The sequence below is a fragment of the Tateyamaria sp. GN1-10 genome (assembly GCF_055693845.1).
The window spans coordinates 2,329,090-2,354,171 of record NZ_JBVFUR010000004.1 but is presented as its reverse complement, the minus strand read 5'-3'; the positions used below and the strand labels follow the sequence as shown (position 1 = coordinate 2,354,171).

Genomic DNA, 25,082 nt, shown 5'->3' with positions numbered 1-25,082 from the left:
GAACGTGACACAGTTCTTGCACCAACCACTCAAAGGACATCGCCATGACGTTTCACCGCCTGCTCATTGGATCATCCCTGACGGCGATCTCGCTTTCAGTGCCCGCTGCCCAGGCCGAGATTGTCGACGTTCAGGATGGCGGCTTTTCTTTCACCTTGGGTGGTCAGATCAACCGCGCCTTCCTGTTCACGGATGACGGAGTAGAGAGCAACGAGTTCTTCGTGGACAACGACAACTCATCGACACGGTTGACCGCGCGGGCAGCTTACAGCTTCGGAAACTATGTCATCGGTGCCCTGGTAGAGTATGAGTTCGAGTTCTCCTCATCAAATTCCGTCAGCCAATTGAATTCGGACATCAGCTCATCCGTTTCCAACGAACGCAAGTTCGAGCTGTTTGCGAACACGCCCTACGGTAACTTCGCCTATGGACAAGGCGACGCTGCCTCGAACGGGATTTCAGAGATTGACCTTTCGGGAACATCCCTTGGTAACTACTCCGACGTGGGCCTGATTGCGGGCGGCCAGATATTCCGCACGGCTGCGGGTGGTTTTAGCGGCAACACTGTCGGCAATTTCTTCTCAAACTTCGACGGTATCAGCAGGGTCGAACGTTTCCGCTACGACACGCCCACGTTTGGCGGTGGTCTTGTGGCATCCGTTTCCTTCGGCGAAGATAGCAATAACGACATTGCCATCCGGTACACTCGAACGTTCGGCGATGTGCGTGTGCGTGGCGGTATCGCCTATGCCCAGATTGACGAGGTGGATCGGGTTGCGGGCTCAGTTTCGGCCTTTCACGACCCTACTGGCCTGAATGTCACCTTTGCATCCGGGACCGACGACCTGGATACAGCCGGTCGTGAAGACCCCGGCTTTAACTATGTGAAACTGGGGTATCAGAAGCAGGATCTTCTGCCGTGGGGCAGCACGTCATTCGCTGTCGATTTCTATGATGGCAGCGATCAGGCGGTGAACGGCAGCGACTCTGAAAGCTACAGTATTTTCGCGGTGCAAAAGATCGATCGACTGAACACCGAGGTCTACGGCGGCTTCCGCACATTTAGCGCGGAAACGCCGACCGAATCCTTTCGGGATATTGACGCTGTCTTTATCGGTGCACGCTACCGGTTCTAAGCCGTCGCCTGTCTTGACACCCGGGGTGGCGATGCTATCCCCGGGATCAGGCGGGCCTGTAGCTCAATTGGTTAGAGCAGAGCGCTCATAACGCTTTGGTTGCGGGTTCAAGTCCTGCCGGGCCTACCAACCGCCCTTCATGCTTTGCGGACGTGCCAGCCGACCGTCATAGTGACAACCGTATCACCATCGTCGTCGCGGATATCAACAATGATGTCGAAGGCCGTCTTGCCCACTTCTTGCAGTTCCTTGACCAGTTCCGGCCCCGGACGTTCGGTTTTGGCGTGGGCCTCAAGACGCCCCTTCGCGATCTTGACGTAAGAGATGTTGGCGCCGGATGCGACGGGCCGCGCCTGAAAGATCATGGGACCAAAAGCACCAGCAAGGGCAGCACCTGATGCGGCTTCGCCCAGGGTGAACATGGCCCCTGCATGCTGGCTCTGGATGTGGTTGGATGTTTCAGGCCGTTGGTCCAGTGCTGCGACACCAATACCGTCGCCAACTTCAAGCAGTTCAACCCCAACGTGGTTGGCAAATGGCACCGCCTTGCCGAGTTGGTCGCGGATCATGTCATACGGTGTCATTTCAGGCGCTCCTGCTGTGCTGTGTCGCCAGTAAAACCGATCCGTCCTGCGCGGCAAGCGTGCCGCTGCGGCACGTCACCGGGCGATGACGATATCGGCACGCAGACCACCGAGCCGCTCGCTTTCGCCGAGGCGCAGCACGCCACCATGCGCGCGCGCAATGTCGGTGGCGATGGCCAATCCCAGCCCGACACTACCGCCTTTGTCCTGATTTCGCGACGGATCAAGACGGGTGAAGGGGCGCTGCGCATCAGCGCGGCGGTCTTCTGGAATGCCCGGACCATCATCTTCAACCCGGAAACGCAGCGACTTCTCGGTAAGTGCCACGCTGACCTCGGCGCGCCTGCCGTAGCGCACCGCGTTGCTGATCAAGTTACCAAGCGCCCGGCGCATCGCTATCGGGCGCAGCATGACCGTGCCCTGCCCATTCACCTCGTGCAACGTCACCGGTTGATCACCCCGCTGCGCATCTTCGACGAGTGTTTGGGCCAGTGCAATCGGATCTACCGCCTTTGGCTCGCTTTCCCCGTCGCCCTTCGCGAAGTCAAGAAACGCGTCGATCATGTTCTGCATGTCGTCGACATCCGCTTCCAAAGCGTCGCGCGTGTCGTCATCGACCATCGAAAGGGCCAATCGCATCCGCGTCAGAGGCGTGCGCAGATCATGGCTAACGCCTGACAACATGAGTGTCCGTGTCTCCATCTGCCTTTCGATCCTGTTGCGCATGTCGACAAAAGCAGTCCCGGCTGCCCGCAACTCAGTGGCACCCGCCGGTACATAGGCCAGATGACGTCCCCGGCCAAAAGCTTCGGCAGCCCTTGCAAGCCTCCGGATCGGGCGCAGCTGATTGCGCAGATAGATAAACGACACAAAGGTCGTCAGGACCGAGAAGACGACCATGTAGACCAGCAATTGGTGCGGGTTTCGAGCCGAAACGCGGCGTCTGTCAAAGGTGATGGAAACCGGCCCAGTCCCGCTTTCGACTGCAATCTGCACCAAACCGCTCCCGGACAGATCGAAGGAACGGATCGCTGGGATCGTCTCCCCCAGACGTCGGATCACAACACGCCCGGAAAAGTCATCCCAATCGCGTTGATTGGGCGCATCCAGTGCCTCCTCCGGAATACGCTGCACAATCATGGCCAGCGGACCGGTTGCATCTAGTACGGCCTGCGTCACATCGGCGTCAGGTGGCAGATCAGACAAAACGTTCAATACTAGGTTTATCTCGCGCTCGACCGTGTCAGCCATCTGAACCGTCACACCTTCGAAATGGCGCTGTGCGAAAAGGACAGACACGACAAGCTGCACGACCACAACCGGCAGAAGAAGGATCAGCGCGGCGCGCGCGTAGATGCCACGGGGCATATAATGTTTGAGCCAGGCAAAGGACATGGCGTAAACCCTATCGAGCCGCGATCCCAGACGAAAGACCACCATGCTGCCGTCAGACGATTTTGATCCACCCATAGGTATCTCCGAAGTACTGGAACTCGGCCTGCGCCGCATCGTGGCACCAAATCCATCGCCGATGACCTATCGAGGCACAAACACTTACCTTGTGGGCACAACCGCTCTGGCGGTGATCGACCCGGGCCCAGACAGCGCGGCGCACCTTGACGCGGTCATGGGAGCAATCGGTTCAGAACAATTTGTGTCGCATATCATCGTGACACATGCACATCTGGATCATTCTCCTTTGGCTGCCCCCCTTTCCAAGGCCACAGGCGCACCCGTGCTCGCGTTTGGAACGGCAACGGATGGGCGAAGCAGCGTCATGCAAGGCCTAGCGGACAACGGACTTGTAGGCGGAGGAGAGGGTGTCGATATCTCCTTTGCGCCCGACACCCGACTACGCGACGGGGATGTGATCAACGGCCCGGATTGGCACCTTGATGTCATTCACACACCGGGGCATCTCGGCAATCATATCTGCCTTGGGTTTGGCGACGCTTGCCTGACGGCGGATCACGTCATGGGATGGGCCAGTTCACTGGTGTCTCCACCTGACGGCGATCTGACAGATTTCATGGCCTCCTGCGAAAAGCTGCGCGGGAGGCGTTGGCGCGTTTTCTATCCCGGGCATGGAGGCCCAGTGATCGACCCGACCGCACGGCTGGAATGGTTGATCGCGCATCGTCGCACCCGGGAAGCCGCCATTCTTGCGACGCTTGACAAAGGGCCCGCCACCGCAGTGCAGATCGCCCAACTTGTCTATGTGGATACGCCCAAGGCTCTCTTGCCTGCTGCCACGCGCAACGTATTGGCTCATCTGATCGACCTGATGGGTCGATCAGAGATCGAAGCCAGCGATCCATTGGCACATGACGCCCGTTTTGCACGCATTGGTGGAGTTTGATTTTTTTGTTCACGGGCCTGCAAAACCCTCTGGACGACCTGAATCGGCCTTGCTATACGGCGCAAACCGTTCCGGCGTAGCTCAGCGGTAGAGCAGTTGACTGTTAATCAATTGGTCGTAGGTTCGATCCCTACCGCCGGAGCCAATTTCCCCAATAAAAGTGCATAGCCAGTACCGAAGCACCACATCCGTGGTCAATCAGATCGCATTGCTGATGCCTGTAACCGGTGTTGCAACGCCAGTGATAGCGGATAGCGCTTTCTGAAATTGGGTATACAGGGCCTCGGCCGCATACAGAATGTCACCATCCCCGATGTTGAACCGTCCGCCAAAGAACAGGCCAGATGGTTGGGTCAGATCAAAGGCATAGATGGCTTGCTGCTGTCCGGTAAAGGCCGCGCCTGCTAATTGTTGCAGCCGCTCCGGGGGCTCTTCGCGCAGGACAAACACGCTGCTGGGATAGCCCGATTGCGGTGCCAAGCCGCCGACGAGGCCAAGTGCTTCAATCAGGTTGATCGTTGGTTTCGGAAACTCGACAAGGGCCTGCCCGCTCACCGTGCCGATCGCGGTAAAGGCACGTCGGTCCTGCCGGACCGTGATCTGATCCCCCGGGAGCACAGCAACGTCAAACCGCAGCTCTGCCAAAAGATCATCCAGCCAAAATGCTGCCGGTCGTCTCACCGCGTTGTACCAGAACCTCGGTCAGTTCGGATTCGACCGTAAGCCCACCTGCACCTCGGTCAGCGTGGTGGATCCACCAACCGTTTCAAACAGTCCATCATCGACGTTTTTTGAGATCGTCACGCTCAACAGATCGCAGGAATAAATCAACTCCGGGTCAATGCGGCCACGGGCCAGAAAGCTGTTCGGAAAGCAGCTTCGCGCGCTGAAGTCCTCTGACCCAGCAATGCGTGCAACACGCGCGTCGACGGGAACAGCCAGCACTTCTGCATTCAACGCCTCTGCCAATGCAAGTATTTCACGTGCATTCGGTCCGGGACGCGGGAAGCCGCATGCGACAAGGGCGCAGCAAAGAAGCCCAAGTTAGAGAGTTTTCCACACCATCCCGATACCGCCGAAACAAATCTTGCGCACCTGTCGGTGCTGCCGAAAAAGCGAGCCGCTCAAATCCCAACGCGGGAAAAGCTCTGCCGAACATCCGGCCCTGTCCCGAGCCAACCGGCAATCACATTTGCAACATGGTTCACGATCCGAACGCGCTGGGTTTGCCCCGCCGCCTCCGCGTCCAGAGCCTGCTGCCCGCTAAAGGCGACAAGATCTGCCGACACGTCCGGCTCCGCCGCCAGAACCGCACCGCTGCGCGCATCGACGACCTGAATGGCAAAGTTGATGTTGTGCACGCCCGCAGCCGAAAGCTGCCGCCGCGTCCGATCTGTCACCGCGTGAAAGCGGGTCACCGTCACGCGCAGATCGACGGCACGTCCCCGGTTCCGCAACCCCGCGGCCCCCTTTTCGATTGCCTCGCGCATAATGCGTTCGACCTGTGCGTAGCGGTCACCGGGCAGCTCACCGCGCCACACGATATCTGCCTCAGCAGAGAACGTATTGGCTTCGGTAACGGTCAGCGTCCGCGGTACGTCCACCGACACAGCATTCAGTCGCCAACCTTTCGATTGTTCTGCGCTGGGATTCTGATCGTAGTTCGTTTCCCAAACCTGCGTGCAAGCCGAAAGCGCGAAGGCTGCGAAAACCCCCAAACTGATCTTCCGAAAAGCACGAACTCTTCTCGTCAAACTCACCGTCAAAGCCTTGTACACCTTGAAACCTCAAGCTCTTAGAAACGCAACTCCACACATTCAAAAATCCCGGACACCAGCATCAACGCGGCTTCGTTTAACGCAAGAGGGGAAAGGCCAAGAGCACGTACACAAGTACACCCTCGAAACTTCTCATGTCCCCCAATACGCAGCACCTGGCAGCATGTTCGGCACGGAGTATCTTTTTACGGTAACGTGTGCTGTCGCGATGTAACAAGCCAGTCGTTTTCAACCGGAACAATTCCGCCGACACGAAATCAAGCGGGACTTCTCCGTCATCAAACGGATCAACGTCGGCTGGCAATCAGTGCCTTGTGCTCCGCGCACCAGCTCAAGGGAATCGAGCCTACCAACCCGCACAACCACCGGCCTGGAACACCATGGTCTGCGCACCAAAGGAGCCTGTCAAAAACGCTTCGTCCGTCGCACATGCGTTCAAAAGGGAATAGTTCCACTCAAAGACCGGAATACACGCCGCACGACACAGGCAGCAAGGATCAAGGCAAGGCCAACGTTGCCGGTGGCGCAGATCTGCTTGTTCACAGGCGCACGTAACACGGTACAGGCGTTACGAGCCAGCCAAACAGCCAATCCGATATTTCAACACCCGGAAGCACCGCAGCCCACTTTGGCGTGCGGCAAAGCCCTGGCCTCGACCACACAAACAGTGTCAGCGTTTTGTATGCCTCAGGCCCCAGCGGTGAACCCACCGCGGAATACTTTGGTCACCCCAGCGAACACCCGCACATCCACGACACGCCATAAGGTGTCATTTTCATGGATGCACCGATTGAATACGATGCTTTCTAGCAGTTGACCAATCGCACGGATGGTCGTCAGCGTTCAGCCTTAATCAACCGTTTGTAGGCCGCGCGTAGGCGCAGGAACACAGGGCCGGCCTTGCCGCCGCCAATGACGCGACCGTCAATCTCGAACACGGGCGTTTGCGCACCGAAGGTTCCTGTCAGAAACGCCTCGTCCGCCGCATAGGTGTCGACCAGCGAATAGTTGCGCTCGAAGACCGGGATGCCCTCGGCCCGGCACAGATCAATGACCTTCTGCCGGGTGATCCCGTTCATGCAGTAATCCCCGGTAGACGTCCAAACCTCGCCCTTCTTCACGACAAAGAAGTTGCAGGCATTGGTGGTGTTCACAAAGCCAAAGGGGTCCAGCATCAACGCCTCATCCGCCCCTGCCCGCACGGCATGGTTCAAGGCGATGATGCAGTTGAGTTTGGAATGAGAGTTGAGTTTCGCATCCTGCGTCAGCGGCAGCCCCCGGTGATGCGGCACCGTATGCAGACGAATGCCCCGCTCAACGACGCTTTCATCGGGCTTCGAGTGCTCGGCAATGATGACGATGGTCGACCCCCACAGGCTCAGATGCGGGTGCTGGAACGGCTTGGCCTTGCGGCCCCGCGTCACCATCAGGCGGATATGGACATCCGTCTCCATCCCGTTGGCCGCAAGCGTATCCCAAACGGCCTGCTTCAGCGCTGCACGGTCCAGCCCAATCTCGATCTCGGTATAGGCCGACGCCTCGAACAGCCGATCCAGGTGATCATCAAAGAACGGGATATGCCCATCATACAGGCGCAACCCTTCCCAGATCCCATCACCCAACATGAAGCCACTGTCGTAGACAGACACGACAGCCTCCGCCCGCGGGACAATGCGCCCATCCACATAGATCAGGATGTGATCGTTGCGATCATCCGCCGCCGCATCGTGGGTCGAGATTGGTGTGTCTGTCATGGATGGCCCCCTTGCAGAACCTCATGCCACCGCATTGCGGTACGGGGCAAGAGTGCGCGACAGCAAAACCCGCAGCACGAGGATACGACCGCGTTTAAAGACGCTCCATCAACTCGATCCGATTGCCAAATGGATCAAAGACATAGGTGCGTGCAAACCCCTCCAATGGCTGGTCGTCAACACAGGAAACACCCGCCGCGTCGCACCGCCCGCGCATCTCGGACAGATCATCAACCACAAAGGCAGGATGCGCCTTTGTGGCCGGACGAAAGTCCTGCATCACGCCAAGGTGCACCTTCACACCACCACGCTGGAACCAGCAGCCGCCGCGTTTCGCAAGGTTCTCGGGCTTCGAAACTTCGGAGAGCCCCAGAACGCCGGCATAGAAGGCGCGCGCCGCATCTTCCTCGCCTTGCGGCATGGCCAGTTGCACATGGTCGATGGTTTTTAGCATGCCGCCTCCCGGGTGGGACTGTCGCTCCAAGCTGCCATTGCGAACAGGAAAACGAAAGTAGGGACCCCATCGCACAGCGGACGTTTGCCGGAACATGACGAATGCACATTTGCGTCACTCGGTGCACCTTGCCATTCTGTCTGCAAGTGCGGCGCCAAAGTGACCCGCTCCAACCGCCAAGAGCCAGACAACGGGGAACCTCAAAATGATCGGGTATGTGACACTTGGAACCGATGATCTGGACGAAGCCAGGGCATTCTATGCGCCCCTCTTTGAACATATGGGGCTTCCGCTCTGCTTTGAGGACCCGCAGGTGGTATCATGGGGTGACAAGGATGACGAAACCGTGCCCCGGTTCTTTGTCTGCTATCCATTTGACGACAAACCTGCCAGCACGGGCAATGGGACCATGACAGCCTTCCGGGTCAAAACCGCGTCCGAGGTCGACACGCTGTACGAGACTGCCATGCGTGGTGGCGGCTCTGACGAAGGCAAACCGGGCTTCCGCCCAGAAAGTTACGGCGACAAATTCTATGTGGCCTATGTGCGCGATCTGGACGGAAACAAGCTCGCCTTTGCGTGCTATGATGGCAAAGTAAATCCATAGAATTCAGAGGGATAAACGCGCCTCACTCGGCGCCACGGTCACGCAGAAAAACACGTCCGTCGGTATCCCGCCTAGCCCGTATTGCCTGTTTGCACCTGACTGTTCCCTTTGACATTGTGCAGGCATGAGCACCACATACTCCATCCGTTCCAACCGTCTGATTGCCACCTTCGATCCCGACGGGGCGCGCATGCGCAGCCTGTGTTTGGACAATGGGCCAAACCTTGTTCTGGACGTAGATGATACAACGTCCCAAGAGCTGCGCGATGCCTATGGCGGCACCATCGTGGGACCAGTTGCAAACCGGGTTTGCGGGGGACAGGTATCCATCGGCGAAACGACGCATCAGATGCCATGCAACGAAAACGGAGCCACGGCGCTTCACAGCGGACCGGATGGGCTGGATCGGGCCATATGGACAGTCGCCGCACAGGACCGCACCGCATTGCAACTGACCCATCACCTGCCAGACGGTCACGGCGGTCTGCCGGGAAACCGCGATATCGAAGTATGGTTCGAGGTGGCCGACAACACGCTGACATTCCGGGTCACGATGACAACGGACGCGCCGACACCCGCTTCTATCGCGCACCACCCCTATTGGCGCGTCACGCCCGAACATACGCTCCACATCCACGCCTCGCACTACCTCCCCACGGATCATGCCAATCTGCCAACAGGTGTCATTGCGCCCGTTGAGGATACCCCATTTGACCACCGGACCGCGCGGCCCATCGACCCGGGCACAGATCATAATTTCTGCGTTGCCAAACAGGCGAAGGCTCAGCCAGCCCCCATGGCAACACTGACAACACCCTCGTATATTCTTGAGATTGCCAGCACCGAACCGGGGTTGCAGGTCTATTCTGGAGCTTTCCTTCCAACGATCCCCGAGGCGGACATTGCCCCGCTGACTGGCGTTGCGCTGGAACCTCAAGGTTGGCCCGATGCCGTGAACCACCCCCACTTTCCAAACGTGATCTGCACGCAGGATCACCCGTATTCACAAGTCACACAGTTCACACTGCAACCCGCCACATAATTGCCACATTTGAACCATCCCGGCGGCACAATTCCATGCTGGGCTGTGTTTACCGCGCACACGAACGCGGAGTGTTCAATGTATGAGGTACCAAAATGTCGAGCAAAGAACGTCCCAAGCCTCCCAAACAGGGGTCCAAGAAGGACACGAAACCAGCGCCCTACTTTACCGACTACGCCAGCATCTGATCGCGGGTGACAGCGCCCGGGGCTGCGGCTAATCTTGCGCCATGAGCGATCCCGTTTCTTCGATCCGCAACCTTGGGCCTGCCATGGACGCAGCCTGTGCCAAGGCCGGCATACCGGATGCTGACACATTGCGTACGCTTGGTGCGGATGACGCATATGCCCGCCTGCTGCGATCCGGCATTCGTCCCCATTTTATCGGCTACTACGTGCTGGTCATGGGGCTGCAAGGCCGCCCATGGAACGACTGCAAGGGCGAAGAGAAGAAAGCGCTGCGCAAACGCTTTGACGCGATCAAGGCCCAAGCCTTCGACAAGGGGCTCAGCGATTTCGAGCGTACCTTGAACGAAATCGGCGTCATTGCCAAAGCCTGACCCGTGCCCCTGCCACCGCACGGTGCAGTGACGCGATCTTAACCCGAACCAACAACAGTCTTGGCCGCGCAACATGTTGTATCGGCATCTCTCGTGACCCCAAAGCCGGTGTACGGGGGGTGCACAGGGGGTGTACGCATGGTGTACAAAGGGCACCGATGAAATGAGATGGTAAATCTGTTTAATTACAGAATATTAAAGAATGATCCTCATGTTGCTCTCTGCAAAAATGATAACCGTTGCCCGCCCGCTCCGTTAATCCTTGATCAACAAAAGAAAACCGGCGCGCCCATGGGGCACGCCGGTGTCATGTCTCTGCACGGGATGTGCGGGTCGCTTAGCCCACCAACTCCAGACCCGAGAAGAAATACGCGATCTCAACCGCAGCCGTCTCAGGCGCGTCCGACCCGTGAACCGAGTTCTCGCCAACGCTCTCGGCAAACTCGGCGCGGATGGTGCCGGGGGCTGCGTCGGCGGGGTTGGTGGCACCCATCACTTCACGGTTCTTGGCAATGGCGCCTTCGCCTTCCAGAACCTGCGCCACGATCGGGGCCGACGCCATAAATTCGCACAGCTCGTCATAGAAGGGACGCTCAGCATGCACCTTATAAAATTCGCCCGCTTGCGCCTTGGTCAGGTGGATGCGCTTTTGCGCAACGACACGCAGGCCAGCTTCTTCGAACTTGGCGTTGATTGCGCCTGTCAGATTGCGGCGGGTTGCATCGGGTTTGATGATGGAAAAGGTGCGCTCGAGGGCCATGGGTGTCTCCTGTCAGCCGCAGCCGGGACCGTCCCGGCGCGAAAATCTGGGCCCCCGTATCATGGGGTTTTGTGCTTGGAAACCCCTGTCTCGCCCGGCTCCCAAGCAGCGGCGGCGGCCGCCATTGCCAACGCCAGAGCAAGCGCCGAAAGCATCAACAAGAGCAGGCCCTCGGGCGTCGCGCCATCGCCCAACACGGCTGTGGTAAACCAACTCAGCACCGCGCCAAGCCCCAGCGCGACCGCTCCGCTGAACCCCGATGCGCTGCCCGCAAGGTCGGGTCGAACGGATAAGGCACCGGCATTGGCGTTGGCCAGCGACAGCCCATTGCCAATGCCAACCACGATGGTGCTCAGGAACAGCGGCACCACCAAAACGCCCCCATTCATGTAGTAGATGATCGCCGCCCCCAGCGCCAAAATTGGCAACGTCCGCCCGATCAAGATCAGGCGCATTGGTCCAACCCGCTCAGCCAATCGCGCCGACAGACCAGCACCGAACATAAAGCCAGCAGTTGTCGATCCGAGCGCGATGCCGATCTGGGCGGGCTCCAGACCAAACACATCCGCCGCAACAAAAGGTGCCCCCGTCAAAAACATGTAGAACGCGCCGACCCCCAGCGCCTGCACCCCGACATAGGCCCAGAACAACCGTTCACGCAGCAACGCGCCCACCCGCATACTGCGCCCCGGGCCGGGCGCGTGCGTCTCTCCCAGATCGCGAAGGCACCACAGCAGCAACACGGTTCCAAGCAGCGCATAGGTCACAAAGACCGAACGCCAGCCAAATGCAGTTTCCAACAGCCCGCCCACCATCGGGGCAAGCATCGGCGCAATCGCCATGGCTGAGGCAATCAACGACAACTTCGCCGCAGCCTGTCGCCCCTCGTACATGTCACGCACCACGGCAGAGGCCAGAATACCGCCACCCACCGCCACGGCCTGACCGGTCCGCGCAATCAGAAAAAGCGTAATGTTCTCGGTCAACAGACACAGGATGGACGCCACAGCGTAAAGGACCAGAAGCCCCAGAATGACAGGCCGCCGCCCCAACCTGTCCGACAGCGGACCCAGCAGCAGTTGCAGCACCGCCGCCGCCAACATGTAAAGCGAGATCGATCGCCCCATGACCGCCTCGGACACGCCAAATGCCTCGCGCATGGCAGGCAAGGCGGGCAGGAACATGTTCAACGTCAGCACGCTCAGCGCCGTCAGCAAAACAAGGGTCGCAAGGTGTGGTTGGGTTCGGGTCATCCGCAGGGGCTAGCACGCCTCTGCCCCCTCTGCTAGAGCGCGGCCATGCTGCGAATATCAGACATCACCTACGCCATTGCAGGACGCCCTTTGTTCGAGGGTGCCAGCGCCGTAATCCCCGAAGGACACAAGGTTGGCCTCGTGGGCCGCAACGGCACGGGCAAGACCACGCTCTTTCGCCTGATCCGGGGGAGTTGGCCTTGGAGTCCGGCGATATCGCCCTGCCCTCCGGCGCGCGGATTGGTGGTGTGGCACAAGAAGTTCCAGCCTCCGACACATCCCTGATCGACACAGTTCTGGCGGCGGATACGGAGCGCGCAGCCCTGTTGGCCGAAGACACCGATGACGCCACACGCATTGCCGAAATCCAGACGCGCCTGGCCGATATCGACGCTTGGTCAGCCGAGGCGCGCGCCGCCACGATCCTCAAGGGTCTTGGTTTTGACGATGACGAACAGCTCAAGCCCTGCGCAGATTTCTCCGGGGGCTGGCGCATGCGCGTGGCACTGGCTGCGGTGCTCTTTGCACAGCCCGACCTGCTGCTTCTCGATGAACCAACGAACTACCTCGACCTCGAAGGGGCGCTGTGGCTGGAATCCTACCTTGCCAAGTACCCGCACACGGTCGTCATCATCAGTCACGACCGTGGTTTGCTGAATCGGGCGGTGAGCGCGATCCTGCACCTCGAGGACCGCAAGCTGACCTACTACCAGGGCCCCTATGACCAGTTCGCGCGGCAACGGGCCGAAAAGTTGGCCAATGCCGCCGCGATGGCCAAGAAACAGGAAGCCCGCCGCGTCCACCTGCAATCCTATGTCGACCGCTTCCGCTACAAGGCCGACAAGGCGCGGCAAGCGCAATCGCGGCTCAAGGCATTGTCCAAGATGCAACCCATCACAACACCGCAAGAAGCGGGTCTGAAGCGGTTCGACTTCCCCAACCCCGAGGAGTTGTCGCCGCCCATTATCCACCTCGACGGCTTAAGCACCGGCTATGGCAACACCACCGTTCTGTCCAAGCTAAACCTGCGCATCGATCAGGACGACCGCATCGCGCTTTTGGGCAAAAACGGTCAGGGCAAATCCACCTTGTCCAAGCTGCTCAGCGATCGCCTGCCGTCCATGTCTGGCAAGATGACCAAATCGTCCAAGCTGCGGATCGGGTACTTTGCGCAGCACCAGGTGGACGAATTGCATGTGGATGAAACCCCGCTTGATCACCTGCGCCGTGAACGCCCGTCGGAATCCCCTGCGAAATGGCGCGCACGTCTGTCGGGTTTCGGCCTGATGGCCGAACAGGCGAACACTTTGGTCGGCCAACTGTCTGGCGGGCAAAAGGCACGCTTGTCTCTGCTATTGGCAACGCTCGATGCGCCTCACATGCTGATCCTCGACGAACCAACCAACCACCTAGACATCGAAAGCCGCGAAGCCTTGGTGGAAGCCCTGACGAACTACACGGGTGCCGTCATCCTGGTCAGCCACGACATGCACCTCCTAGAACTCGTCGCGGACAGGCTGTGGCTGGTGTCGAACGGCACGGTCAAACCGTTCGAGGACGACCTCGAAGCGTACCGCAAGCTGCTGCTTAGTGATGGCAAACCTGCAAAAAGGGCCAAAACCGAACGTCCGAAAACCAAAAAGCCCAGCCGTGAAGCTGTCGTCGCGCTGCGGTCAGAGGCGCGCAAATCCGAGGCGCGCGTGGAAAAGTTGAACCAGATGCGGAACAAGCTCGCCAACAAACTGGCCGATCCGGACCTCTATGAAGACGCCAAGATCGGAGAAATGGAAGTCTGGCAAAAGAAGTATGCCGAGGTCATGGATGCACTCGACCGCGCCGAAGCCCTATGGATGCAAGATCTGGAAAAGTTGGAAACCGCGGAAAACGCCTGACCTTTCTTCTGACCGAAAATACCACGGGGAGTGTGAGGGGCAGCGCCCCTCATCCCAAAAGGATCAAACGCGCCGCAGGCGCGCAATGTGAAAACACCATGATAGACACCGCTTTCCTTATCACCGCCTTCGTGACCATGTTCGTGGTGATCGATCCCATCGGCCTTGCCCCGCTCTTCGTGGCCCTGACCCAAGGCGTGCCCGAACGCCAGCGCCGCGCCATAGCGGTGCGGGCCTGCGCCATCGGCATGATCATCCTGATTGTCTTCGCCCTGTTTGGCGAGGCAGTGTTGGGTTTTGTCGGTATCTCGATGCCTGCGTTCCGGGTCGCAGGTGGTGTTCTGTTGTTTCTCACCGCGCTCGACATGCTGTTCGAACGGCGCACCAAGCGCCGCGAGGATCAAGCTGACGACGAGGATCATGACGACCCGTCGGTCTTCCCCCTTGCAATCCCCCTGATCGCCGGTCCCGGTGCCATTGCATCGGTCATCCTGCTGACAGGCCAGAAACCGGGGGTTGAGGGATTGGCGCTCGTCCTGGCGATCACCGCCCTCGTATTGGGCGTTTGTCTTGTGCTATTTCTTGCGTCAGGCATACTGGAACGCGCGCTGGGAAAGACAGGGATCACGGTCGTGACGCGCCTTCTCGGCATGTTGCTGGCCGCGCTTTCGGTCCAATTCGTGCTGGATGGTCTCAGTAATTTCGGGCTGATGCCGGGCTAACAAACCCCAACACTTTATATATATGTGACCCATGAGTGGCGATAACATTGCACAACTGATCTATCTTGGAACCTTCGCGCTGGTGTTGGGGGGCGGATTTCTTCTGACCTCGAAACTCAAGCTTGGCCAGACGATGCAGATGGCAGCGATCTGGGCTCTGATCTTTATCGGCGCTGTTGCGGTTGTGGGGTTGTGGGGCGACATCCAGGACGATCTGCTGGTCAATCAGACCCGGTTTGATGACAGTGGCACAATCACCATCCCGCGCAGCTTTGACGGGCATTACTACCTGACCCTCGACATCAACGGTCAGTCCACCGATTTCATCATCGATACCGGCGCGACAGATATCGTGCTGAACCGTGCCGATGCCGCTGGGGCCGGATTGGACCCGGCAAATCTGAATTTCCTTGGCCGCGCCGCCACAGCCAATGGTGAGGTGCGCACAGCGCCCGTACGTCTTGATACAGTGGCCATCGGTCCGCATGAGGACACCAACGTACCTGCTGTCGTGAATGACGGTGCGCTTGATCAATCCCTGCTCGGGATGGGATATCTGCAGCGCTGGGGCCGCATCGAAATCGCAGGCGGAGAGATGACACTCAGCCGCTAAGCGGCCAAGATTTTTCGCCGAAAAATCTCGCCCTAGATCAGGTTTCGGCCTTCTTTTCCCACCGTCCGCTTTCTTCGGACCAGTATTGCGCGGATGCACCTGCGTCCTTCAATGCCTTCCATTGCCCCCGCGCAACATCCAGCGCAGCAGGATCATTCCCGTCGAACAGGACGCAGACCCGATCCAGCTGAGCCACCTCATCGGCTGTCACCTCTGCTCCATCAATACTCATCACGCAGGTTGCCCCATTGGCCGCTGGTCCGGTGGTCAGCAAGACCGGCTGATCGGCATCGTGCGGGCCACCGGCCATCCCGTGCGGCAGAAAACCTTCATCCGCTCCCAGCCACAGCTTTTCATCCAGCCACCCCAACCGGGCAACATCGGGCCCACGCACGGCCACACGCCAACCCGCTTGCAAGGATTTTCCCAGAAGCATGGTCAGCGTGGCCTCAAGCGGTCGCCGAGTCAGGTGATAGAAATAGGCAGCCCCCATATCACTCCGTCTCGTAACTATCGGCCACAAGGCGGCTCAATGCCATCACCCCCCAGCCGGTCGCACCGGCGGGTGCCAACGCGGTCGCTGACTTGACCGATGCCACGCCCGCAATGTCCAGATGAATCCAAGGCGTTTCGGCTTTGACAAAGCGTTGCAGGAATTGCGCCGCTGTGACGGAACCTGCAGGCCGGCCGCCGATATTTTTCATATCCGCAATCCGCGACTTGAGCAGATCGTCGTAGGCTTTGCCCAACGGCATGCGCCATGCGCCTTCATGCTCTTTGTCCGCCGCCTTCAGGAAAGCATTGCAGAAGTCATCATTGTTGGAAAACACACCCGCGTTCTCGTGCCCCAAACCAATGATGATGGCACCGGTCAATGTCGCTAGGTCAATCATGCCAGCAGGTTCAAAACGTTCTTGCGCGTACCACATGACATCACACAGCACCAAACGACCCTCGGCATCCGTGTTTATGATCTCGACCGTGTCCCCTTTCATCGAAGTCACGACGTCTCCGGGCCGGGTCGCATTGCCGGAAGGCATGTTTTCGACCAACCCGACCAGTCCGACCACATTGGCCTTGGCCTTGCGCTTGGCGAGTGCGCGCATGGTGCCTGCGACGACACCGGCACCGCCCATATCCATGGTCATGTCTTCCATGCCCGCTGCAGGTTTCAGGCTGATGCCGCCGGTATCAAACACGACCCCTTTGCCGACCAGCGCCAACGGCGCAGCGTCCTTGGCCCCGCCCTTCCACTGCATGACCACGACCTTGGACGGGCTGTCAGACCCCTGCCCCACGGACAAAAGCGTGCGCATGCCCAGTCGCTCCAGATCGGCCTCTTCCAACACCTCGACCTCGAGCCCAAGGTCTTTCATGTCGGTCAGGCGATTTGCAAATTCTGTCGTCGTCAGCACATTGGCTGGTTCATTTACCAGATCGCGAGTCATGAAGGTGCCATCCGCAATTGCCATTAGCGGACCGGCCGCTTCTTCGGCATCTTCCGGTTTTGAGCACATGACCAACACACCGGTGTCCTTGACCTCTGCATCGGTCTTGTGAGCTGAGAAGTCGTAATCACGCATTACCAGTCCAAATACGATCTCGGCAACGCGCCGCGCACCATCGGCAGCCAGCAGCGCAGCCTTGCCACCGCGCAATTTCCCGAGAGCCGCACCAGCCTTGCGTGCATCTTCCACGGAATGGTTGCGCGCCAAGCAGATCACGTCGAGCGATTCTGCTGCTAGGCCAACGGGCCAATCAAAGGTCGTAACCTGCCCCGCTTTGACCTTCTCAAACGCAGCACTGTCGACAAACCGTTGAATTGCCCCTTTGGTTAGGCGGTTCACGCGACGCGCGCTTTGCTCCAACTTGCCTTCGGGTGTGACAATAACGGCCACCCGTCCTTCGTGCCCGGCAAGAGCATCCAAATCTGTGGCGGTGAAGGTGACGGGGGTCAGGTCAGTCATCATATGCTCCGTTGGTTTGTCTCAGACAGACGTAACCCGGCGCTGCTGGACTGACCAGCACAATGGACAGTTTAGGAGTTTTCCCCGCCGATCGGTTGAGTTAGGTTCGCGGCACACGCTGCCGCGTCTAACTGTAACAAAAAGACACAACCGGGGGGCCCTTGGTCAAGTTCGACCGCTATATGTTGTCACAGCTTCTGTGGCTCTTTGGCTTTTTCGCCCTTGTGCTGGTGGCCGTATTCTGGATCAACCAGGCCGTGCAATTGTTTGATCGCTTGATCGGTGATGGACAAACAGCGCTGGTCTTTCTGGAATTTTCGGCCCTTGGCCTGCCGCGGCTAATCACCACGGTTCTGCCGATCGCAACCTTTGCAGCGGCCGTTTACGTTACCAATCGCATGAACAATGAGAGTGAACTGACGGTGATGCAGTCCACCGGGTCATCCCCATGGAGGCTTGCGCGACCGGTAGCCGTGTTCGGCTTGATTTCGGCGTTGATGATGTCCGTTCTTAGCCACATGCTTGTCCCTGCCGCCAGTCAGCAACTGTCGGAACGTGAGGCCGAAATATCAAGGAATGTAACGTCGCGGCTGTTGACTGAGGGCGCGTTCCTAAACCCGACTCGCGGCGTTACCTTTTACACGCGTGCCATCGGCGAAGACGGCGTTCTGCAGGACGTGTTCCTCGCAGATCGACGCGCTCCGAATGAGCGCGTGATCTACACAGCAGCCGAGGCATATCTCATACGCAATGGCGACGGCACATCGCTGATTATGGTGGACGGGCTTGCTCAGCGTCTTGCAACGTCTGACAATCGGCTCTCAACTGCAAAATTTCAGGATTTCTCCTTCGATATTTCGCCGCTGATGAACACCGATGAACAAGTCGCACTGTCACTTCAATTCTTGCGCACAAGTGCATTGCTGACCAATTGGGATCTGTTGGCGACGTCTCTTGGAACAACGACTGGTTCGATCGCCGAAGAATTGCATAGCCGCTTCGCCCGTGCCGCATTTTGCTTTGTCACGGCTATGATCGGCTTCGCGACGCTTCTTGTTGGTGGGTATTCGCGTTTTGGCGTCTGGCGCGAGATCGTCATCGCCTTTCTCTTGCTGATCGCACTCGACGGAATGCGCAGCACGTTGTCTGGCCCAGTGCTTGCAGATGCGCGTATGTGGCCGATCCTCTATACGCCTTCAGTCATCGGGCTGGCGCTGATCACGGGGCTGCTTTGGGTCTCATCGAGCGGTGGCCTTAAGCTGCGTAGATTGCGGGAACGCTTTACATGATCCTGCACCTTTACTTCGCGCGGCGTTTTGCTCTGGCTCTGCTCACGATCGCCGCAGTTTTGACCGCTCTTGTTGTTCTCGTTGATCTCATCGATCAGACCCGTGAGTTCGCGGATTTCGATGTTGGGTTTGGTCAGCGGATTGGCCTGACCATGCTCAACGTGCCGAAGACGCTCAATCAGATCCTGCCTCTGATCATGATACTCGGTACGATCGCCCTTTTTGTTTCTCTCGCCAGGTCATCTGAATTGGTGGTGACACGTGCGGCAGGACGATCCGCGATACGCGCACTTATTGGCCCGGTGGCGGTTTCTATCGTTATTGGAGTTCTGGCCACCACAACACTCGGTCCTATCGTTGCGGCCACGTCCAAGCAGTACGCAACCCTCGCTGAAACCTATCGTTCAGGTGGTGTATCTGCAGTATCCATTTCAGAAGAAGGCCTTTGGCTTCGGCAAGGTGGAGAAACGGGCCAAACCGTTATCCGTGCGGCGCGATCAAATGCAGATGCGTCGGTGCTTTATGACGTTACATTCGTTGCCTATGCACCGAATGGCGGACCCGTCCGTCGAATCGAAGCAGGCAGCGCGGCACTGCGGGACGGTGCGTGGTCGCTGCGCAATGCAAAAGCCTGGCCTCTGGCCACCGGGATCAATCCAGAGGCAAACGCAGTCGAGCAGGATGTCCTCGAGATTCCTTCGACCCTAACGCTCGACGGCATACGCGAACGTCTTGGCACACCGGCGGGTGTGTCAATTTGGGATATGCCCGAGTTCATCACGCAGCTGGAACAGGCAGGATTTTCTGCACGCAAGCATGTGGTCTGGATGCAATCCGAACTCGCACGCCCAATCTTCCTCATGGGCATGGTTCTTGTTGCCGCAGCGTTCACGATGCGCCATACCCGCTTTGGGGGGACCGGCACGGCCGTGCTCGCTGCAGTGTTGCTGGGGTTTGGTTTGTACTTCATCCGGAGCTTTGCACAGATACTGGGCGAAAATGGCCAGATACCAGTGCTCTTGGCGGCATGGGCACCACCTGTCGCCTCCATTCTTCTGGCACTGGGCCTTCTGTTACAGGCCGAGGACGGGTGACGTGCAGGTGACTATCAAACACATTGTCACCGCCGTAATTCTTCTGCTGGGAGCGGCCGGATACGCCAACGCACAGGCACAACCTGAGACGCCGACAGATCGACCAGCCCCTGCTGTCCTTGTTGCAGATGATATTGAAGTCACTCGTGATCGACGACTGATCGCCCGGGGCAATGTTGAGGCATTCCAAGGCACCACACGGTTGAGCGCGCAGTCCATCGAATACGACGGAGACACCGGGGCACTGACCATCACCGGACCTATCGTAATCGATGATGGCGCGGGCATCGTCATACTGGCCAGCCAGGCAGAACTGAGCGAAGACCTTCAGAACGGCCTGCTGACGGGCGCAAGGCTTGTGCTGAACGATCAGGTGCAATTGGCATCGGTGCAAATGAACCGCGTTGGCGGGCGGTACATCCAGCTCTACAAGACGGCCGTCACCTCCTGCCGTATATGCGAAAATGACACACGCCCACCCCTTTGGCAGATCAGAGCCAAGCGTGTTGTGCATGACCGAGAAGCACGCCAGCTCTACTTTGATGGGGCGCAAATCCGGGTACGAAACACGCCAATCATCTACTTGCCGCGTCTTCGCCTTCCGGACCCGACACTTGATCGGGCATCCGGTTTCCTATTTCCCGAGATACGGTCAAATTCGCGATTGGGTAACGGGCTCGCAGTTCCCTATTTCATCAAGATTGGCGACCATAGAGACCTGACCCTGATTCCGTACTTGACAAGCAAGACACGGACACTCGAATTCCGATATCGTCAGGCCTTCGAACGCGGTCGTATCATAGTACAAGGCGCATACTCCGACGATGACCTGCAACCCGATGACAAACGCGGATACCTGTTCGCCGCGGGCGAATTTGCGTTGAATCGCGGCTTCGTGCTCGAGTTCGATCTCGAATCCGTGTCTGATGATGCGTACCTCAATGACTATGGTTTTTTTGGCAAAGACCGCCTCGACAGCACGATCCAGGTATCCCGCACGCGCAGGGACGAATTTATCCAACTCTCTTACGTCAACTTCAAGTCACTCCGGGATGATGAAGATGACGACCTGCTGCCATCAGACGTTGTTGATGTGCTCTATGAAAGGCGCTTCCACCCAAGCCTGATCGGGGGTGAGATCCGCTTGTCAGCCGAAGCGCATGGGCACGAGCGTCCCTCAAATGTGAACTTCGATGCCAACGGGGATGGCATCGTGGATGGGCGTGATGTCTTGCGTTTCAATTTCGAAGCAGAGTGGTTGCGCACGTACCAACTGGGTGGGTTACAAGTACAAACCGATCTGGGTATCGCTGGTGACATTATCCGGGTGAGCGATGACATAACCTTCGACGAAGATAATGGGTTGGCACCAAAGGTTGGTGTGACTTTGCGCTATCCGCTCGTGCGCCCTGGAAACAACGGGGTAAGGCAATTCTTTGAGCCGCTGGTTCAGTTGTCATGGGTCGGCGGCGATGGTCTGAACGTCCCGAATGAGGAAAGCACACGAGTCGAGTTTGACGAAGGCAACCTGCTGTCGCTCAGCCGCTTTCCGGCACCGGATAGGCGGGAACGCGGCTGGGCTATCGCATATGGCGGCACGTGGGCGCGACTTGATCCGGACGGATGGTCTGCGACCGTGACGGCGGCGCAGGTGCTGCGGGAAGAGGCACAGGCTGGTTTCAATGACACGTCCGGGCTTTCCGGCACCACCTCGGATTTCCTGCTGGCCGGGAAACTGGAATTCGAAGGTGGATTTGCCATGTCGAGTCGCACGCTGTTTAACGAAAGCTTTGATGTGGCAAAGGCGGAAGTACGGGGTGATTGGAGCAACACTCGTGTGGATGTTGGCGGCAGTTATGTCTGGATCTCGGAAGATACGGACATTGATTTACCTTCCCCTATCGGTGAGGTCACATTTGACGGGTCGTACAAGATTGACCGCTTCTGGACGGCAAGTGCGAACTGGCGCTACGATCTTGAGGAAGGGCGCGCCGCCACTGCAGGGGCCGGAATTGCCTATTCAAATGAATGCGTACGCGTGGGGTTGTCGATCAATCGCAGCTTCGCGGACTCGACAACTCTTGAGCCCTCGACCAGTCTGGGGTTAACAGTGTCCTTGCGCGGGTTTTCGGTCAACACCGGGGACCGGGTGGAAACACGATCATGCGGAAAGCGGGCGAAATGAGCGGTAAGAGAATTCGGCAATCGGTGATTGCGGCATGTGCCTTGGCACTTTGCACAGTTCAGGTATCTGCACAGAACCTATTTGCCCCTGTGGCGGAGGTGGACCAGCGCGTCATCTCGGAATTTGAAGTGCAACAGCGTCAGCGCTTTCTGCGGGTGCTGGGAGCCAGCGGTGGCACTCGGACGGAAGTCATCGAAGAACTGATCCGGGATCGGCTGCGCGAGACTGAAACGCGCCAGGCCGGCATCGTTTTATCCCAGGAAGAGCTCGCACAGGGGCTAAGCGACTTCGCTGCGCGCGCTGAACTTTCGACTGAAGAATTTGTTCAGGGCCTCGCCAGCGAAGGCATCGCGGAAGAAACATTCCGTGACTTCGTGAACGTGTCTCTGGTGTGGCGCGATTACATCCGCGCCCGCTATGGCAATAGAGTGCAGATTGATGACCGTGAAATTGACCGCGCTGTTGCCAGTGCGCGCGGCAATTCCGGCATTGAGGTTCTGGTGTCCGAGATCATCATTCCCGCCCCGCCAGCAGAGGCAGAGCGGGTACTGGAACAAGCGGAAATCATTGCGCAAACCACATCAGAAGCCGAATTTTCCAACTTTGCGCGCCGCGTCTCCGCAACGGCTTCGCGCGGTGCCGGGGGCCGTTTGCCCTGGACCCCAATCAGTGATTTGCCACCTGTGTTACGTCCCCTGCTCTTGGCGCTTGGCCCGGGCCAGGTCACGGCTCCGCTTCAGATTCCTAACGCGGTGGCGCTTTTCCAACTGCGTGACATCCGTGAAACTGAAGCGCCTCAACAAACGTTTTCGTCTATTGAATACGCGGCATATTACATCAATGGCGGTCGCACGCCGGAAGGTTTGTCACGGGCCCGTGCCATTTCCGCCCGTGTGGATCGCTGCGATGACCTATATGGCATAGCGCAGGGCCAACCTGAGAATGTGCTGGATCGAGGCAGCCTGCCGCCCGAAGAGATCCCGGATGACATCGCGATCGAACTTTCAAAGCTCGATCCGGGCGAAGTGTCGACTGCATTGACCCGCGCCGGAGGCAATACATTGGTGTTCCTGATGCTCTGTGGCCGTACACCGGCATTGGAGGAAGATCAGGAGATTGACCGCAATGCGATCGCCAATCAGCTACGCAATCAACGTCTGAACGCGTTCTCCGAAACGCTGCTGGCCGACCTGCGTGCGGAAGCCGACATACGCATCCTCGAATGACCACAGCTCCGGTCGCCATCTGCTGTGGCGAACCCGCAGGTGTCGGTCCGGAAATTGCGGCCAAAGCATGGGCCACTCTCCGGCATGACGTGCCCATGCTATGGATCGGCGACCCCCGTCACCTACCCGGCGACACACAGTGGACCGAAGTGACGCGATGCGCAGACGCGGTCGGCGCAGAAGCGCTCCCTGTTTTGCGTCACGACTTCCCAGCCGACGCAACGCCGGGTCACCCAAATATGGAAAACGCGCAGGGTGTCATCGACGTGATCGCGCGGGGGGTAGATCTGGTAATAAGCGGCGAGGCATCTGCGTTGTGCACGGCCCCCATCCACAAGAAAGTTCTGATGGACGGCGCGGGTTTCGCATACCCGGGCCACACCGAGTACTTGGCCGCTTTGACACAAGCACCACGCCCGGTGATGATGCTGGCATCAGACGCGTTGCGCGTTGTCCCGACAACGATCCACATCGCCCTTGAAGATGTGCGCACAACTCTGACGCCAGACCTGTTGCGCGAGACGATCATGATCACCGCACAATCACTCCGGGATCAATTCCATATCCCTGAACCGCACATCGCAGTCGCTGGTCTGAACCCCCACGCAGGCGAAGGGGGGGCCATGGGTACTCAGGAAGTGGAGTGGATCACGGCACTGGTTACCGAGATGGCGGCGGATGGTATCAATGTCACCGGCCCATGGCCTGCCGATACAATGTTTCATGCCGCAGCGCGTCGCCGCTATGACGCTGCCGTGTGCATGTACCATGATCAGGCCCTGATCCCGATCAAGACGTTGGACTTTGATCGCGGCGTCAACGTAACGCTGGGCCTGCCCATCATCCGGACCTCGCCAGACCACGGCACCGCCTTTGACATTGCAGGACGCGATATGGCCAATCCCACCAGCATGATCGAAGCAATCAAGCTGGCGTATCAAATGGCAAGTGGCACATGAGTGCCATTGATGATCTGCCGCCCTTGCGCGATGTGATCGCGACCCATGGGCTGAGCGCGCGCAAGTCGCTTGGGCAGAACTTTCTTCTGGACCTGAACCTGACAGCCAAGATCGCGCGGCAAGCCGGAGACTTGAGCGGGTCTGACGTACTCGAGATCGGCCCCGGCCCCGGCGGTCTGACCCGCGGCCTGTTGTCCGAAGGTGCGCGCAAGGTTCTTGCCATTGAAAAGGACGCGCGCTGCCTGCCCGCCCTCGCCGAAATCGCTGACCGCTATCCCGGTCAGTTGCAGGTCATCGAAGGTGACGCACTGGATATCGATCCGCTTGAACATCTGACGCCACCGATCAGGGTGGCTGCCAACCTGCCCTATAATGTCGGCACCGAACTTTTGGTTCGCTGGCTCACGCCCCCCACCTGGCCACCCTTCTGGCAGTCTTTGACGCTAATGTTCCAGCGCGAAGTAGCGGAGCGTATCGTCGCGCAGCCCGGATCGAAGGCATATGGCCGCTTGGCCGTCCTGGCGCAGTGGCGGTCTGATGCCCGGATCGTCCTGTCGCTGCCACCGGAGGCATTTACGCCACCCCCCAAAGTATCCAGCGCAGTTGTCCACCTGACTGCCCTGACCGCGCCAAGGTTCGACGCGGACGCGGCTGTCCTGAGTCGCGTCGTCGCCGCCGCCTTCAACCAAAGGCGCAAAATGCTACGCGCTGCTTTGAAGGGCACGGCGCCCGACATCGAAGATCGGTTGCTTGCTGCGGGCATCAAGCCAACGGACCGGGCGGAACAAGTGCCACTTGAAGGTTTCTGCGCCCTTGCACGTGAAGTGGCCAAAGGCTGAAACGAAAAAG

The 25,082-nt window shown here is 58.7% G+C and carries 24 protein-coding genes, 2 tRNA genes and 1 pseudogene; 16 read left to right on the top strand and 11 right to left on the bottom strand.

What is annotated here, in order from left to right:
* Positions 1–44: 44 nt before the first annotated feature.
* Positions 45–1,136: a hypothetical protein gene (locus tag ACZ1HN_RS13540; RefSeq protein WP_472727885.1), complete on the top strand. Its 1,092-nt coding sequence runs from the start codon at positions 45–47 to the stop codon at positions 1,134–1,136.
* A gap of 52 nt (positions 1,137–1,188) precedes the next feature.
* Positions 1,189–1,265: transfer RNA gene (locus ACZ1HN_RS13535), tRNA-Ile, on the top strand.
* An 8-nt stretch (positions 1,266–1,273) separates the two neighbouring features.
* Here the strand turns inward: ACZ1HN_RS13535 and ACZ1HN_RS13530 are convergent.
* Positions 1,274–1,720, bottom strand: coding sequence for a PaaI family thioesterase (locus tag ACZ1HN_RS13530; protein ID WP_472727884.1), 447 nt, complete (start codon positions 1,718–1,720; stop codon positions 1,274–1,276).
* A gap of 75 nt (positions 1,721–1,795) precedes the next feature.
* Entirely contained in the window at positions 1,796–3,115 is a 1,320-nt protein-coding gene (locus ACZ1HN_RS13525; protein ID WP_299749145.1) for an ATP-binding protein, read from the bottom strand.
* Between the two features lie 43 nt (positions 3,116–3,158).
* Here ACZ1HN_RS13525 and ACZ1HN_RS13520 point away from each other — a divergent pair, with 43 nt between their 5' ends.
* Together ACZ1HN_RS13520 and ACZ1HN_RS13515 are read left to right on the top strand one after the other, a co-directional pair.
* The gene (locus ACZ1HN_RS13520) at positions 3,159–4,079 is read left to right on the top strand and encodes an MBL fold metallo-hydrolase (protein WP_472727883.1); all 921 of its coding nucleotides are present in this window, start codon (positions 3,159–3,161) and stop codon (positions 4,077–4,079) included.
* A gap of 70 nt (positions 4,080–4,149) precedes the next feature.
* Positions 4,150–4,224, top strand: a tRNA-Asn gene (locus tag ACZ1HN_RS13515).
* Positions 4,225–4,277: 53 nt separating this feature from the next.
* Here the strand turns inward: ACZ1HN_RS13515 and ACZ1HN_RS13510 are convergent.
* The 5 genes from ACZ1HN_RS13510 to ACZ1HN_RS13490 form a co-directional block, all read right to left on the bottom strand.
* A complete protein-coding gene (locus ACZ1HN_RS13510; protein WP_472727882.1) occupies positions 4,278–4,760 on the bottom strand; it encodes a hypothetical protein in 483 nt (160 codons plus the stop codon).
* A 21-nt stretch (positions 4,761–4,781) separates the two neighbouring features.
* The gene (locus ACZ1HN_RS13505) at positions 4,782–5,048 is read right to left on the bottom strand and encodes a hypothetical protein (protein WP_472727881.1); all 267 of its coding nucleotides are present in this window, start codon (positions 5,046–5,048) and stop codon (positions 4,782–4,784) included.
* Between the two features lie 155 nt (positions 5,049–5,203).
* On the bottom strand, positions 5,204–5,797 hold the full coding sequence (locus ACZ1HN_RS13500) for a DUF6778 family protein (protein ID WP_472727880.1): 594 nt from the start codon (positions 5,795–5,797) through the stop codon (positions 5,204–5,206).
* Between the two features lie 896 nt (positions 5,798–6,693).
* Positions 6,694–7,611 (bottom strand): aminotransferase class IV, encoded by a 918-nt coding sequence (locus tag ACZ1HN_RS13495; protein WP_472727879.1) that lies wholly within the window; start codon positions 7,609–7,611, stop codon positions 6,694–6,696.
* Positions 7,612–7,705: 94 nt separating this feature from the next.
* Positions 7,706–8,065, bottom strand: a complete 360-nt coding sequence (locus ACZ1HN_RS13490; protein ID WP_472727878.1) for a VOC family protein — start codon at positions 8,063–8,065, stop codon at positions 7,706–7,708.
* Positions 8,066–8,270: 205 nt separating this feature from the next.
* On the opposite strand from ACZ1HN_RS13490, the gene ACZ1HN_RS13485 reads away from it, so the two are divergent.
* The 3 genes from ACZ1HN_RS13485 (at position 8,271) to ACZ1HN_RS13475 (ending at position 10,273) form a co-directional block, all read left to right on the top strand.
* Entirely contained in the window at positions 8,271–8,672 is a 402-nt protein-coding gene (locus ACZ1HN_RS13485; RefSeq protein ID WP_472727877.1) for a VOC family protein, read from the top strand.
* A gap of 124 nt (positions 8,673–8,796) precedes the next feature.
* Complete coding sequence (locus ACZ1HN_RS13480) at positions 8,797–9,714, top strand: aldose epimerase family protein (RefSeq protein WP_472727876.1); 918 nt, start codon at positions 8,797–8,799, stop codon at positions 9,712–9,714.
* Between the two features lie 229 nt (positions 9,715–9,943).
* Positions 9,944–10,273 (top strand): TfoX/Sxy family protein, encoded by a 330-nt coding sequence (locus ACZ1HN_RS13475; protein ID WP_299702579.1) that lies wholly within the window; start codon positions 9,944–9,946, stop codon positions 10,271–10,273.
* Between the two features lie 337 nt (positions 10,274–10,610).
* Here ACZ1HN_RS13475 and ndk read toward each other — a convergent pair whose 3' ends face one another.
* Positions 10,611–11,033, bottom strand: a complete 423-nt coding sequence (gene ndk / locus ACZ1HN_RS13470; protein ID WP_265020699.1) for a nucleoside-diphosphate kinase — start codon at positions 11,031–11,033, stop codon at positions 10,611–10,613.
* Positions 11,034–11,092: 59 nt separating this feature from the next.
* Positions 11,093–12,286 (bottom strand): multidrug effflux MFS transporter, encoded by a 1,194-nt coding sequence (locus ACZ1HN_RS13465; RefSeq protein WP_472727875.1) that lies wholly within the window; start codon positions 12,284–12,286, stop codon positions 11,093–11,095.
* A 45-nt stretch (positions 12,287–12,331) separates the two neighbouring features.
* Here ACZ1HN_RS13465 and ACZ1HN_RS13460 point away from each other — a divergent pair.
* The 3 genes and pseudogenes from ACZ1HN_RS13460 to ACZ1HN_RS13450 all read left to right on the top strand — a co-directional run bounded on the left by ACZ1HN_RS13460 (position 12,332) and on the right by ACZ1HN_RS13450 (position 15,513).
* A pseudogene (locus ACZ1HN_RS13460) lies at positions 12,332–14,178 on the top strand (ABC-F family ATP-binding cassette domain-containing protein).
* A gap of 98 nt (positions 14,179–14,276) precedes the next feature.
* Positions 14,277–14,900, top strand: coding sequence for a MarC family protein (locus ACZ1HN_RS13455; protein WP_472727874.1), 624 nt, complete (start codon positions 14,277–14,279; stop codon positions 14,898–14,900).
* Positions 14,901–14,931: 31 nt separating this feature from the next.
* Positions 14,932–15,513 (top strand): retropepsin-like aspartic protease family protein, encoded by a 582-nt coding sequence (locus ACZ1HN_RS13450; protein ID WP_472727873.1) that lies wholly within the window; start codon positions 14,932–14,934, stop codon positions 15,511–15,513.
* 37 nt (positions 15,514–15,550) lie between these two features.
* On the opposite strand, the gene ACZ1HN_RS13445 is transcribed toward ACZ1HN_RS13450, so the two are convergent.
* Together ACZ1HN_RS13445 and ACZ1HN_RS13440 are read right to left on the bottom strand one after the other, a co-directional pair.
* Positions 15,551–16,006 (bottom strand): DNA polymerase III subunit chi, encoded by a 456-nt coding sequence (locus ACZ1HN_RS13445; RefSeq protein ID WP_472727872.1) that lies wholly within the window; start codon positions 16,004–16,006, stop codon positions 15,551–15,553.
* Position 16,007: 1 nt separating this feature from the next.
* Positions 16,008–17,480, bottom strand: a complete 1,473-nt coding sequence (locus ACZ1HN_RS13440) for a leucyl aminopeptidase (RefSeq protein WP_472727871.1) — start codon at positions 17,478–17,480, stop codon at positions 16,008–16,010.
* 161 nt (positions 17,481–17,641) lie between these two features.
* Between ACZ1HN_RS13440 and lptF the strand changes: the two genes are divergently transcribed.
* The 6 genes from lptF to rsmA are packed head-to-tail and all read left to right on the top strand — an operon-like array spanning position 17,642 to position 25,072.
* Positions 17,642–18,769, top strand: a complete 1,128-nt coding sequence (gene lptF, locus ACZ1HN_RS13435) for an LPS export ABC transporter permease LptF (protein ID WP_472727870.1) — start codon at positions 17,642–17,644, stop codon at positions 18,767–18,769.
* Positions 18,766–19,863 (top strand): LPS export ABC transporter permease LptG, encoded by a 1,098-nt coding sequence (gene lptG / locus ACZ1HN_RS13430; protein WP_472727869.1) that lies wholly within the window; start codon positions 18,766–18,768, stop codon positions 19,861–19,863. Before lptF ends, lptG begins: the two co-directional genes overlap by 4 nt.
* A 7-nt stretch (positions 19,864–19,870) precedes the next feature.
* Complete coding sequence (locus ACZ1HN_RS13425; protein ID WP_472727868.1) at positions 19,871–22,048, top strand: LPS-assembly protein LptD; 2,178 nt, start codon at positions 19,871–19,873, stop codon at positions 22,046–22,048.
* Complete coding sequence (locus ACZ1HN_RS13420) at positions 22,045–23,274, top strand: peptidylprolyl isomerase (protein ID WP_472727867.1); 1,230 nt, start codon at positions 22,045–22,047, stop codon at positions 23,272–23,274. Before ACZ1HN_RS13425 ends, ACZ1HN_RS13420 begins: the two co-directional genes overlap by 4 nt.
* Complete coding sequence (gene pdxA, locus ACZ1HN_RS13415) at positions 23,271–24,233, top strand: 4-hydroxythreonine-4-phosphate dehydrogenase PdxA (protein ID WP_472727866.1); 963 nt, start codon at positions 23,271–23,273, stop codon at positions 24,231–24,233. Before ACZ1HN_RS13420 ends, pdxA begins: the two co-directional genes overlap by 4 nt.
* Positions 24,230–25,072: a 16S rRNA (adenine(1518)-N(6)/adenine(1519)-N(6))-dimethyltransferase RsmA gene (gene rsmA, locus ACZ1HN_RS13410; RefSeq protein ID WP_472727865.1), complete on the top strand. Its 843-nt coding sequence runs from the start codon at positions 24,230–24,232 to the stop codon at positions 25,070–25,072. The genes pdxA and rsmA overlap by 4 nt, the downstream gene beginning before the upstream one ends.
* Positions 25,073–25,082: the final 10 nt, after the last annotated feature.